7 protein-coding genes and 1 pseudogene are annotated in these 13,549 nt (G+C 39.4%); 1 reads left to right on the top strand and 7 read right to left on the bottom strand.

Going from position 1 to position 13,549, the window contains the following annotated elements:
• Positions 1 to 88: 88 nt before the first annotated feature.
• From BM161_RS02580 to BM161_RS14510, 3 genes are all read right to left on the bottom strand, one after another.
• A complete protein-coding gene (locus tag BM161_RS02580) occupies positions 89 to 3,292 on the bottom strand; it encodes a hypothetical protein (protein WP_143090480.1) in 3,204 nt (1,067 codons plus the stop codon).
• Positions 3,293 to 3,443: 151 nt separating this feature from the next.
• Positions 3,444 to 4,616, bottom strand: coding sequence for an acetylornithine/succinylornithine family transaminase (locus tag BM161_RS02575; RefSeq protein ID WP_074930177.1), 1,173 nt, complete (start codon positions 4,614 to 4,616; stop codon positions 3,444 to 3,446).
• 134 nt (positions 4,617 to 4,750) lie between these two features.
• The gene (locus BM161_RS14510; RefSeq protein WP_280521785.1) at positions 4,751 to 4,879 is read right to left on the bottom strand and encodes a hypothetical protein; all 129 of its coding nucleotides are present in this window, start codon (positions 4,877 to 4,879) and stop codon (positions 4,751 to 4,753) included.
• A gap of 278 nt (positions 4,880 to 5,157) precedes the next feature.
• Here BM161_RS14510 and BM161_RS14535 point away from each other — a divergent pair.
• Positions 5,158 to 5,241: pseudogene (locus BM161_RS14535) on the top strand (hypothetical protein); the annotation flags it as partial.
• Between the two features lie 84 nt (positions 5,242 to 5,325).
• Here BM161_RS14535 and BM161_RS02570 read toward each other — a convergent pair.
• The 4 genes from BM161_RS02570 to BM161_RS02555 all read right to left on the bottom strand — a co-directional run bounded on the left by BM161_RS02570 (position 5,326) and on the right by BM161_RS02555 (position 13,491).
• Entirely contained in the window at positions 5,326 to 5,544 is a 219-nt protein-coding gene (locus tag BM161_RS02570; RefSeq protein ID WP_074930174.1) for a hypothetical protein, read from the bottom strand.
• Positions 5,545 to 5,629: 85 nt separating this feature from the next.
• Complete coding sequence (locus BM161_RS02565; RefSeq protein WP_074930173.1) at positions 5,630 to 6,802, bottom strand: InlB B-repeat-containing protein; 1,173 nt, start codon at positions 6,800 to 6,802, stop codon at positions 5,630 to 5,632.
• A gap of 392 nt (positions 6,803 to 7,194) precedes the next feature.
• Positions 7,195 to 11,916, bottom strand: coding sequence for a cadherin-like beta sandwich domain-containing protein (locus tag BM161_RS02560; RefSeq protein ID WP_074930171.1), 4,722 nt, complete (start codon positions 11,914 to 11,916; stop codon positions 7,195 to 7,197).
• A gap of 9 nt (positions 11,917 to 11,925) precedes the next feature.
• On the bottom strand, positions 11,926 to 13,491 hold the full coding sequence (locus tag BM161_RS02555) for an OmpA family protein (RefSeq protein ID WP_074930169.1): 1,566 nt from the start codon (positions 13,489 to 13,491) through the stop codon (positions 11,926 to 11,928).
• Between the last annotated feature and the right edge of the window lie 58 nt (positions 13,492 to 13,549).

The raw sequence follows: 13,549 nt of genomic DNA, 5'->3' as shown, positions 1-13,549 counted from the left end.
AAAAATCTCAGAAAAAGTGGATCCTGCCGATGGTTGAGTAGACCGGTCCCTGAGCGGAGTCGAAGGGCCGGGCGTATCGAAACCATAACTACAAGTGTAAACGCACGTCGAGTTCGATTTTGTAACCGCGGCTTTCCGGGTAGAAGGTGCCGGTGAGGGTGGTGTTGATTGGGACTGTAGAAAGTTTTCCTACGGTGATATTCAAATCAAGATTCAAAACCATATAGATTGCCTGGGTGTACGAAACTCCCTTGAACACTTCTGCAAGATAGTTGTCATGGCGGATATCCGGGAGGCGGGTTTCAGCTGTATCATAAACGAGAGCCATATCATAACCTGCCCAAAGACCTGCGCGGCGTGAATACAGGAATGCCGGAATGATTGTGTTGTGAATCTCGCGGCCAATTAAAAGAGACTGGAAGCTGGACTCAAGCGCTGTACCGGCCTTGTTTACAAACTCTGCTGTCAAAATAGAAGGCATACTCAAAACCCAGCCCTTGTACATTGTAAGAGGATTAAGGCGAGGAATTGCAACTGTTGCGTAAAAACCCATGTTGAGCTGAGTTATATCTGCAAGGCTGTTTGTAAAGAGGTTCTGGCGCTGGGCGTTTGTGAGGGACTGTTCGCTGGAATCATTTGAATTGTCTGTAGTTCCCGAGCCGCCTGAATTGGTTGAGGTCTCCGAATTTCCCGTGTTGCCCGCCTCGGCCTCCTTCTGTTTTCGTGCTTCCTGCAAAAGGCGAACCTCACACATATCCCACATTGTGTAAGCACGCATTCCTAAAGTAATTCCACGCTGCTCAAAAGTTGAATAGCCGTACTGGTGAATATTTGAATATTCAATCTTTGCAGAAATCTCATACATCTCATAAGCTTCGCTGAAAGAAGGCCAGTCTGAAAGGCTTGGGCGGATTTCGCTTTGAGTCTGATCATAATAATCAGTTGAAACAGAATAACTTGCCTGAAGGTCAAAAGTAAGATTGCGGAGAGCAATGCCAACCGGAATCTTCCACTGGCCGCCGCCAATAACCTTAAAGCTGTATTCGCCATCGAGATTACAATTAAAGATTGTTCCGGCGCGAATGAAAACCGGAGTTGAAGAATTTTCAATATAGAATGCGGCAGATTTATCTTTTTTGATGTTCAGAGATTCGGTTCTGAGTTTTGCCATGTATCTGGACGGCATATTGTTTGTCCAAGAGAAATCCATTGGAAGATACGTCCAGCCGGCAGAAAGCAGGGCCTTTGTGTTCATACAAGGGTCGGTCTGACTTTCGATTGTGAGACCAAGGCCAGGCCAGTAAAAGTTTCCTTCGCTCAAGTCCAGCAGCTTCATCGGGAAGAACGGAGTAAACGACAGGTCTGCCATGTAGCGGAACGGATTGTAGCGACGCACATTGTAAGCTGCAAGGGAATCGGAGAAGGATGGAGCGAGGGGGAGGTCTCCGGACTCGCCGAGGGTGTCGGATGTACTGAGGTCTCCGGACTGGCCGAGGGGGATGTCTCCGGACTGGCCGAAGGGGCGTTCTCCAGGCTGGCTGAGGGTGTCGGATGTACTGAGGTCTCCAGACTCGCCGAGGGCGTCGGATGTGCTGAGTTCTCTTAATGCACCGTCCACGCGCGGCACGGCGGAGAGCGCCACGGTGCGTAATTCATTTTGCGAAAATTTATGTGCGCTGTACAGAAGGCTGCCGGTGGACGAAACTGCGGGGAAGTTTATACCGCCCGAAACGTCTGCCGCGGTGAGCTCGACTCGCTGGGGCTCGAAGAGCTCGGTGAGGTAAATAAAGCCGGCCCGTGTAAAGCTGTGCGCCTGCGGCAGTGTGAACTCGAAGGTGTAGAAGGGTGCGCGGCCGCCGCGGCTTGGGCTCCAGGACAGGCGCTGGATTTTGAGCGGAGTCTGAAAATCATCCGCAGGCATTTCAATCACCCACTTCTGCTCCACTACTCCATCAAAACTCTGACGGCATAAATAACGCTCATCCCCATCAGCCAGAATATAAGTTACAAAACCATCGTCTGCATAAACTGGAGAAAACGGAACTTTATTTCTTTCAAATGTCTTCGAGTAAATTACTGAAACTTCTTCATCTTTATTGTCGTCCAAAGGCAAACTGTAAACTTCAAGCTTTGCACGAATATCTTTTACATTCACACCAGCAACGGCAAACTTTCCATCCGAAGTTTTTACAATAGCAGCATCACGGAGCGCATATTTATCATCAAGAAATTTTCTTTCCTTTAAATCATAAATCCAGGTTGAACTCGAAGAAAGTTCTTCCATTGTGCGAGCTTGTGTATGTGAAACTGCAATATATCTTCCTCCCGGAGAAAGAGAAAGCCGCTCAACATTATCTGCAAGAAAAAGCAGCTGACGCATTTTCAGTGCATTGTTTTCATCATAAATATCAACTTCATGTCTGATACGGTCATACCAAACAATTCCGTAATCAGTCAAAAGAAGATTTTCGTAATTCGCATATTTGTCTTTCGGAAAAACTAAATCACCTTCAAGCTCATAACTTTCCAGCGCAAGAAGTGCGTCTGGTAACGGCACAGCTTCTTCAAACTCCGCCCATAATTCCTTAAGTCTTTTGCCGTAAGTATTCTGAAAAACACCCTCGGTAAACATCAGATTTATTTTTCCGCTTTCTTTCCAGAGCTCAGCGTATTTTTCAACACCATAAGTGTTCATCAAAAACGCCGCAAAGCCCGCGCCCGCCGCAAGAGAAAGTTCTTCTCCCGGATAAGAATCGCGCACAGTTGTTACCTGATAGTAATTCGGGAATTTTCCTTCGAGCTTTGCCTGTGACAATATCTGAAGAAAATATCCATCGTTCAGTCGTCCTTCTCCAGGCTCCTCACTTTCTTTCAGATACGCAGTCCCTTCAATAAAAGAAAGCGGCATATTAAAAATTGCAACCGGCTGATAGATTTCCCCGGTTCCCCATTTTGCAACTATCTGATTAAAAGGACTTCTGATTGACTGCAGCAAAGCCTGATAAATCTCATGATAAAAAAGGCTTAGCATTGTGTCTTCAAAAACGGCAGTGCCATAATCTGCAGGTGAATCAAAAATGATTATTCTATTATATGGAGATTCAGTATAGGTTACAGAAAGTTCATCTGAGTCCGGAGAAATAATTACCGGCATATGAAGATTATTCTCTGCTCCCAGAGCCTCTGCCGCTTTTTCATAAAGAGAATCGGCATTCTGCACTAACAGCAGGGCAGTTTCTTCACTCAGATTTGAATAGATGATATCAAAATGTTCCGTCTTAACAAGAAACATTTTTCGCGGCCGGCCAAGAACATTTGCGGCAAAAACCGGCTGCGTAAGATTCAGACATAAAAAAAGCAGGAGCACAGGCACGAGAAAGAATGATTTACTAATCCTAACCTTTCTGTGCAATGTTCCTGCTTTCTTCAATTTATTACCTTACTTATTTACAAAATTCTTCAAGTACATTCTTATAAATTGCAAGACCTTCGTCAATCTCTTTGTCAGAAATATTGAGTGGTGGAAGGAATCTTACAACATCACTTCCTGCTGTTGTTGTACAAAGTCCTTTTTCGAGACAGCGAACTTCAATATCAAAAGGCTTAATGCTCTTATCAATCTGAGTTCCAATCATAAGACCTTTACCGCGAACGTCCTTTACAATAGGAAGATTCCAGCTTGCAATTGCACCACGGATATAGTCACCTGCATGGTTTACTCTGTCGAGGAAGGCTGGATCACTTACTGTTTCAAGAACAACAAGTCCAGCTGCACATGCTAAAGGATTTCCTGCAAAAGTAGACTGATGGTCACCTGCAACAAAAACATCTGCAGCCTTTCCACGGAAAAGACATGCTCCCATTGGAAGGCCACCGGCAATTCCCTTTGCAAGAGTTACAACCTCAGGCTTAAAACCAAGCCAGTCACTCGCAAGATATGTACCTGTACGTCCAACGCCAGTCTGAACTTCATCTGCCATTACAATTGCTCCGGCAGCGCGTGCAGCCTCAGCGGCAGCCTTTGCCCATTCAGGATTTATAAGATTTACACCACCCTCACCCTGAATACACTCAATAAAAAGCGCTGCGGTTGTATCGTCAAAAGCTCCCTTCAGAGCATCAAAGTCGTTTGCCTTAATTGTCTTGAAACCTACAGGATATGGCGCAAAGCAGTCTGGGTGGAAGCGGTCCTGTCCTGTAGCTGTAAGAGTAGCCAGTGTACGACCATGGAATGAAGATTCCAGAGTAACAATTGTCTTTCTTTTATCGCCACCGTTGAGCTGACCATATTTTCTTGCAAGTTTAATTGCAGCTTCGTTTGCTTCAGCACCAGAGTTTCCAAAGTAACCGCGTTCAAAGCCGGTAACCTTCAAAAGATTTTCTGCAAAATCCAGACCTACATCTGAAAAATAATAGTTTGAAATATGGATCTGACGACGGGCCTGATTAGAAATTGCCTTCACAAGAGGCTTGTAATTATGACCAAGGCAGTTAACTCCAATTCCGGCAATAAAGTCGATGTACTTTTTGCCATTAACATCCCACATTGTTGAGCCCTTTGATTTTACAAAGGTTACGTCGAAAGAACCGTAGTTGTTGACAATTTTCTTTTCCATATTTCACCCCTAAACAAGAAATGTATAAATATGCAAAGATTATGCCGTTTTTTGAATATTAATGCAAGACAATGAATAAAAAAAAGAAGGGAAATGCCTTCCCCTCGCTCGCACTTCGTTGCTCGCTACCCCTTCTAGCGGGGGTACCCCGCAACACCCCATATTAATGAAGTTGTTAAAGCATTCATGCCCCCAATATCAACATCAATGATATCAATATTTTTTCCATATATTTTTAATGCTTTTTCTTCCAATCGGTTCATCAATTTTATTATCTTTCCATCATTAGGTTTTAGATTAGTCCATGTAAAACCTAATGTAGAAACTTTTATCGTTCCTAAAACTTCGTAAACGTAAATTCAATTTGCGGATACATAATAAAAGTATGAATGCAATGATTCTTGCAAAAGCAACGAGTATCCTCAAAATTGCCCGTAGATTTAGTTGATTTTGATTATCAGAAAGATTTTTTGACTTACTTCAAAGAGTTGGAGAGCAGAAGAAAATTGGATGAGATTACTAAAGAAAAAATAAATCTTTTCGTCACGTCTTTCGTCATTCATATGGATATCAATTAGACTGGGAAAGATTGAATCCTCTGTTTTCTGGAATGCCAGAACTTTGACAAAAAAACAAAAACTTGTTTTGTTGAGTTTATGAAATAAAAAAGACCACCGTTTTTGCGATGGTCTTGAAAGTTGATTATGTTTTATGATAAATCGCTATCTATAAAGCCTTTCATTTTTTTTATATATAGGTCAAGATCAAAATCTTCTTGTCCATTCAAAGGTACACTCTGATCATATTTAGAAAATTTATACTCATCCAGGTTTTCAATCCAAATGTAAAAATTGTCATCTTCATATTTCCACTTAATATTATAACGCTTAGAAGAGCCTTCCTTGTTATACTGTAAAACATTTTCCATAAAAACAAACACCTATATTTATTTGATAAATCGTTCTCCAAATTTTCACTGCCGGAAATTTGCCGGCAGGAAAGTATTATATACATTAGTTAAATTCGTGGATGCAACACACATTATTGGAAGAAGTATCGTCCTTTAAGCTACCGTACCAACTCTTACTGTTGAAGTAAAGAGCGTAAGCATAAGCATTATTAAAAGAAGCATAAGAAGGATTATTCACAGGAGGATACTGAGACGACGACCAATAGTATGAAATTTCAAACTTATCGCCCCTTAAAGATTCGCTTGCTGCATCAATATCAAAAATCTTATTACTTCCCTTTCCATTAGCATAAATCTGAAAAAGTTCTGCTATACTTGGTAAATACCAGCCGCTTTCATAATCGGTACCTGCTACTCTGCTTCCTTCAACATTTTTATAATTCTTTGCAAAATAGAATGCAGGATAATTCAAAGCAGCCTGTTCAGCAGATGTTGTTGAATCGCCACCCCCAGTATCACTAATTCCATCAAAAGCAGCTATCTGTTCAAGATTATCACTTCCATTTTTATCACCTGTAAAAGTTAAAGCACCAGCAGTTCCACTTGCAGGACACTGAATTGAAGTAATGTTTACACTAAAAGCATCAGCTTTATCTGTATCACTTGTTTTTCTGCACCAGGCAAGGCAAAAGCCATTTGGTTTCATATAATGTTTTAATCCAACACCTAAAGTTCGGCTGGTTGTATTATCTGGTGTACCATCAGCAGCATCACTGTTCAAGCCAGTTCCCTTGTAGAAAATCAAGGCAATAGCAGAATTCTTTTTAGCTTCTTTTTCTGCATCTGTCAATTCTGTGTTGTAAACAGAATACGGCATTGCAGAACCATCATTAAATACAATATCACCAACAGCTTTTGCTACAGACGGAGCTTTTGTACCAATAAAAGGGCCGTTCCAAGTAGCAGTCAGTGTTACGTTCGCACTTCCCATTGTAAAACTTGTTGTTCCGTTACTTGTGTAAGTTGTACTTCCATCGCTCCAACCAGTAAATTCATAATAGTTTCGATTTCCAATTCCATCAAATTTTACAGTTACAGTATCGCCAGCGTGGTAAGAAGCAGAATCGGTTGGAACTGCAATTTCTGCATCATCAACTCCGTCAACGTAAGTTACAGTATAAGTTTGTGCTGGAGTTACAGTTGGGCTTGAACATCCGGCTAAAACAATAGCAAATGCCGCACTTATAAATAATGCGACAAGTTTTGATTTTTTCATAAAAACCTCCTGAAAATATTAAAAGCCCTCAAAATAACTTAAAAAGCCATTTTCATGATCAGAATTCCTGAGAAAAGTTGAATTGTATAGATTTATCGCTAACAAATTGCGAATTGCGAAGACGATTATATTTGTCAAGTGACTGTAATTTATTTTTACACATATAACTACGAATTCAAAATTTATCAAAATTTTTCTTATTTTACAAGCCGAAGGCATTCTTGAAGGGATTACACAGGTTGCTAAAAAAGCCTTAAAGGAAGGCCTTCCCGCAGAACAGATTTCTTCATTAACAGGACTTTCTTTGGAAGAAATTAACAAACTTATATAAAATAGAGAGGGGGTCCTGACCACAGGTCAGGACCCCCTCGGCTAATCATTTATTTTTGCATTTATTCTATTGTAAAACGAATTGTTTTTGCAGCTTCTTCACCAGGATTCAAATCCCAACTGAAGGAAATTGCTGAGTCATCAACATCTTCATTTGCCGGTTCTGTGGTTGTAAATACAGTTTTCAGATAAGACAAGGCTCCGCTAATTTCTTTATATGAGCCATACCAGAATCTTGAAACATCATTTACTTCAACTGCATTTTTCAGGACGGCAGAGAATTTATAACCGTCTCCAGCCATCTTAAATCCGTTAGTTGTAGCCTTAATACTTACACTATCTGCACCCGCATCCGTTGCAAATTTTTCTGAAGCAACAAGGGTATCCATAATAGCACCAAGTTGATCTGCACCTTTAACTGTAGCTGTCAGCATGAGATAAGGAGTCTCACCTGCATAGCTTACTCTGGCATTTACAGTAAGCTCAATTCCAAGGTCAGCTGCATTCTTTACCTCAGCTTTTTCTTTATCAACATTAAGCAGATATAAAGTATTCACACTTGCCTTACTATTATCTAAAGTGTCTGCCTCAAGTTTTGCAAGGTAAATATTTTCGCCAGACTTCAAAAGATAATGCAAACCACTGAAGTTGTATGATGTTGCGCCCCATGTTGAACCGCCATCAAGGCTTCCAACAATATCAATACCACTAGTATCTGGCTGGCCCTGCTCATTTTTAGTCGCGGTATAAATCCAGTTTGTGCGTGTATCATTTATCTGCGAACCAAATCTATAGGCAATCTGCTTTTTCTTTGTAGTTACAGGAAGCTCATAACTGTAAGACTCTGATGATGTCCATTTTTCATACTTAGTTACAGTTTCCAAAGTTGAAAGCTCTATTGGGAAAACGAACTCTTCTTCTGCTCCACTTTCTGCTGTTGCCTTATAAATTACATTCAGAGTCTTTCCCAGATACTTTTTGTAAACATCATAAGAAATTGTGATGTTCCTATCTGAATCAATGTCCCGCTGAACGGTAATGTCTTCTCCTTCAACTGTATCTACTGTTACTTTAGGATAGCCGTCATTCCAGCTTGCCTTTGATGATTTTGAAACATCAATTCTGATATTACCAATACTGTTTACATTTGTTGAAGCAGGAATAATTGAATTATCAGCTTTATAGAAATTAAAGGAATCAAAATCTCCTGCATCACCAATATTATATTGCTTTCCAGTAGCTGTAAGTTTTGTGGTAACTTCAGGATCTACTGTAACAAGTGCGTCATAATATCGTACATTAGCAGAACCATTTTTTACCTCTACACGAACCAAAATAAATTTATCTTCAGATTTTGCTTCAAAAGTATAAGTTCCATTTACGCCAGTCTGATAATCTTTTCCAGTCAAAGAATCTAAATTATCTTTATCAATCTTTTTTGTAGCACTTGTATATACAAAAACTGTTACATCCTCGTTCGAATTCATAGGAAGAGCTGTAATTGTATATTTACCAGATCCATCAGCAATCTTGTAATTATTTACAAAGTTACCAGTATCTAAAGATCCCTGATCACTCCATTTGAAATCAGTAATCTCATTTTTGGGTCCCTTTACATTAAACTTTCTCAAACGGGTTTCTGAGTCTTCTGCACGAACAAAGGTTACTGTACAAGGCTGTGAATAATTACCATAGGCACTTTTTACTCTATAAACAACCTGAGAAGTTCCTTTAGGAATCTTTGTTACTTTGCTGGTCCATGTCGTATAAGGCTTATCTTTAGACTGAACCATAGAAACATATGCTTTATCACTATAATCGTCAGATTCTTCAGAACCATTTTCTTTTGCAATCTTTTTATAAGAGTCTACAGAAATACTTTCATTTTTCTGACTTGTAGTCATTGTAAGAGTAACTTCATCAACACCCTTATTCAGATAATAAACAGTATCGTAGAAACTTGTTGTATAAAGGCCGCTCGAACCAGTACCAATTGCTGGCCTTGCTGTAAGTGTATAAGAATTAAGATCCGGCTTCTTGAGAGTAACTGTTGCAGACTCTTCGTCGTTTACAAGAATCTTTACAATTGTGTCCCCCATTGGTAAATCATTTGTTGTTCTTTCTTTTGAAAGATCATCCGCATCCTTATTTTCGACATCAATCTGGCCAAGAGTGATTACATAATATTTTTTTCCATCTATTGTTTCTGTTGAACCTTTAAGGCTGCCAGGAGCTGGAGACTTATAAAAGTCTGTGTTAGGGGTCAGGCTTGTATCACTTGCTCTTTCATTCACAACAGAATAGGTAACGGTCTTATTGTCTTTTGCATCATCATCAGCAAAGCGGAAATAGATTTTTGCAACATCCACATCTGTAGTTACATTCTCTTCCATAGTTTCCGCTATATGGGTAATGCCAGTTTCAGTTTCTGTATCCTTATCAGAATAAAGTTCGTTCCATTCCTCAGCTTCATTTTGTGTATTAATAAATAATTCTTTGAGGGCAACATTTTCTTTACCAGGTTTTGAGATTTCAATCTTATGATAAGTTACATCGCTACGAACTTTTACATCATCTGCGTGATAATAAGGGCGGCTTACTGTTTTTATCCAAAGATAAGTTTTTGCTTCTTTCCCATCATTATTCAATTCAGAAATTGTGATGCTATTATCCTGATCATTTTTCAGATAAGCTTTTCCCCATGCCTGGCTTTTTTCTTCAGGACAGCTGCCGCCAACATAATAATAAAGATGAGTATGCATATCATATGGCTGTACACTGAATTTCATCTGTGTAACATCTGCAGCATTGTCCGCACGTACTTTCAAAGAATAGGTATTAGCTGCACTTGCCACTTTTGCACCATTTTTCAACGAAACTTTCGAAGGTGACATGGCAGTAAGGCCGGCACTATAATTTGCCTCAGCCATTTTGTGAGAAGTCCATGCTTTGTTTACAGAATCATAAGAAGAATAATTAATTGATTCCAGGATAGTATTACCACTCTGCTTATAAGCATAGATTGTATAAGTTCTTGATTCACAGCCTTCTTCTGTAACCGTAAAGGTAATTACCTGTAAACCGCCTACAAGATTTACACTATAACTGTTTGATTCTAATTCCGAGTACTTGGTCTTTGAAACAGGATATGTCATTACTTCATTTTCCTTAAGTACCGGATTGATTTTCATTACGTCTGTATCTTCATCTACAATCACAGAATAAATTGTTTCATCTCTATTGAAAGTAAAGTCTTCTGTGGCCTGAGTTTCTAAATCCGTTGCATTTCCTTCATCATCAATAGTTTCAAAGTTACTTACAGAAAGATCTTCCAGCTTAGAAGTATCATCATTTATTGCAGGCAATTCCTCATCAGAAGATCCCCAAGGATCAGAGCCTTCCTCTACTGCAGAAAACTTAACTCTTGGAATTGTAATTGTATAAACCTGATTTATAGAATTCTGATTTCCGTCTCCATGAACAGTTGCTGTTACTTTTGTTTCTCCATAAGGCAAGGTTGTGATTCTTACCCTGTCTGTATTCTGATTTTCTACAGGCAAAAGACTTGAAGAAATATCTTCCTGAGTAACAGACTCCATATGATCAAGCCCTACGATTGTTTTTCTTGTTGTAGTGCTGACAGTAGTAGTGATTGTATTTCCTTTTGCATCTTTTTTTTCTGATATTTCAGAATGATTTTCTGCTGCAGAATTTACCTTTGAGGTAACCTTTGAAGTAAGAGGACCTTCAAGGAGTTTACCGTTTGCATCTACCTTTACTGTGGTAGTTGTAACTGTCTGATAATATTCATATTTATAAACTGGCTTTGCTGTATATACGGCGGTCCAGGTTACCTTTGCATTTTTATCTGATGGAACTGCTTTAAGATAAACAAGATTATCTTTTGGAGTAAGAACTTCTACATCATATTCAGTTACGACTGGCTTATAAGTAATCTGATTTTTATTAAAACCATCGCTTTCTTTCAATACAACAAGAGAAGTTGTTAAATCAGTTTTTCCAGGATTGCCAGTTTCTGGGAGCATCAAAGAAGTAAGAACATGTTTTTTATTCAGATATATATCATAAGAATCTGAATAGTTATCATCATCTGCTGTAATTGTAACTGTTACACGGGTTGTTCCATAAGGCAGCTTTGGAAAAAGAATAGCGTCTCCTGGTCCGGCTGCTTCTGTAAATGTAACAGCCGGCTGATTTGATGCGGGCAAATCAATAAACTGTTCTGTGTCTTCTGCAATGTATGTTGTTTTGAGACTGCCGTTTTCAATATTTGTTGTTCGAGTCTGAACTGCACTGAAAGTTATTTTTGCATTAACATCATTCTTAAAAGCTTTAACAGTTACTGGATCATCTTCTGCACGAAGAAGTCCAACTTCGTATGAATGAATATTAGCATTAAAAACAATCTGATTATAATTTGGTCTTGTTGCTTTGATTACAACAATGCCTGTATTTACATCTGTATTCTTCAGTTCATTATCTTCATCTGATTCATAAAATTCTTCAGGATGTTCATTTGGTTCTACAACTGTCCCCGGAGTATTTCCAGGTTTGCCTGTTGTAGTTCCTGGTTTATTTCCAGTTTCCGGCGTAATTATATTTTCATCTGGATCCAGAGATGTCTGTAAACTGGTATCGCCGGTTTTTACAGAACCATCTTCGTTCAGCATATCAACAAAAAGGTTCGAACAGGATGTAAAAGCCAAAAGTGAAAGGCTTGCCAAAATCTTTACTGCTGCACTATATTTTCTATTCTTTTTCATATCTGCTTCCTATTCCTGTTTTTCTACGATGAATTCTACACGGCGGTTCTTCCACCAGTTTGCCCGGTCTTCCCAGGCAGCAAGAGGATTTGCACCACCCTTTCCTTTTGCTGTGAAAACATCTTTATCAATTCCACGCTCTACCAGCATCTGCAAAATAGCTTCTGCTCTTAACTGTGAAAGTGGAACCAGTTCTTCTCTATTTTCGCGTTCTGTATTTGTTACGTTATTTGCATAACCTTCAATTGTGATATTGCAGTCTGGATGTGCTTTAATTTGTTCTGCAAGACTATCCAGAGTTTCAATATTTTCCTGCTGCTGTTCTTTTGAAATGCGGGTAAAGGTTGCACGGTCTGGATCAAAGTGAATTGTATTTACAACAATCTTCCATTTTCTATTTGGAATGATTACCTGCATTGGAAGACCTGTTGTGATTGAATCTTTTACAACTAATTCTGTCTGACCTGTGCGGGCAATATCTACTGCAGAAGGAATTACTGTAATTACAATTTCATAAGTATTCATGGCGAATACATCTTCACCAGAATCGCTCTTTCCATCCCAGACTACAGTTTCTGGCAGCATGCCTTCTCCACTGTACTCACGGAACTCGGCACCCTTAGGGTCAAGAATTTCTACCTTCCAGCTTTGAGGTGCTTGGCATATATTAATAAGCTTTGGAGTAAGTATAGCTTTATCATTTGTGCCATCATCATCTGGAGTAAAGTTAGAATGAATATTTGATTCAAGAGCAAGTTCAACCGGACTTGTGTCTGTTGGAGGAAGGAATACTGGCTCTTTTTTGTTTTCCTTTTTATTTTCTTTCTTAGCTTTCTTTTCAGTCTTTGGCTTTACTGCTTTTTCTTTCTTTGCATTGTTCTTGTGGAAGATGGCAGTTGGATAAGTTCTAACTCCAATATTGGCTGTAAAATAGGTTCCAAGACCTCCACCAATGCTGGTATCATAAAAGACGTTTACATCACCTTCGATATATGGAATAAAATAATCATTTCCGAAATAAAAGGCATTTTCATAAGACAGTTTTCCCAAGAGACAACGAGCCCCCTGCTGACCAAAGGTAATACTTGTCATCAGGCCGTCTTCTTTTGCACGTCGAGATCTGTAATAATCTGTAGTTATAAAATTTCCGGCAAGGCTGATTCCCGGAACAATTTCAAGCCAGGAAGGCAACTTTGAAATAGAAGCTTTTGAAATAACTCTTCGAAGGCGGAATTCAAAAAGATTATTTGTAAAGTTTTCCATCAAGGCACCAGCTGCAGTTCCCTGTCCATAGACAGAACGATTGAACTCCAGACCAAGAAGCCAGCCACCCCAATTGAAGCCCAATCCGGCTGAATAGTCATGACCGAAACTTGTCATAGGAACGAAACTCTGATTTGTAAAAGCAAGAGGAAATGCAAGGCCACCGGCTCCTTCTAAATAGAGCCCAGATTTGCCAAAATCATTTACTGTTGGAAAGAATTTTCCAGAATCATATTCTGCGTATAAATCAGAACTACAAAAAACACTTAATACAATGAAAGGAATCAGAAGTTTTCCAAAGCGTCTGCTCATCACACATATCCTTAAAATCTCCGACGCGGACGGCCATTATATTAAGAATACAATGTAA

The sequence above is a fragment of the Treponema bryantii genome, from assembly GCF_900113965.1.
Classification (GTDB): domain Bacteria; phylum Spirochaetota; class Spirochaetia; order Treponematales; family Treponemataceae; genus Treponema_D; species Treponema_D bryantii_A.
The sequence above is the reverse complement of the archived record's forward strand: the minus strand, read 5'-3'. Positions and strand labels throughout refer to the sequence as shown.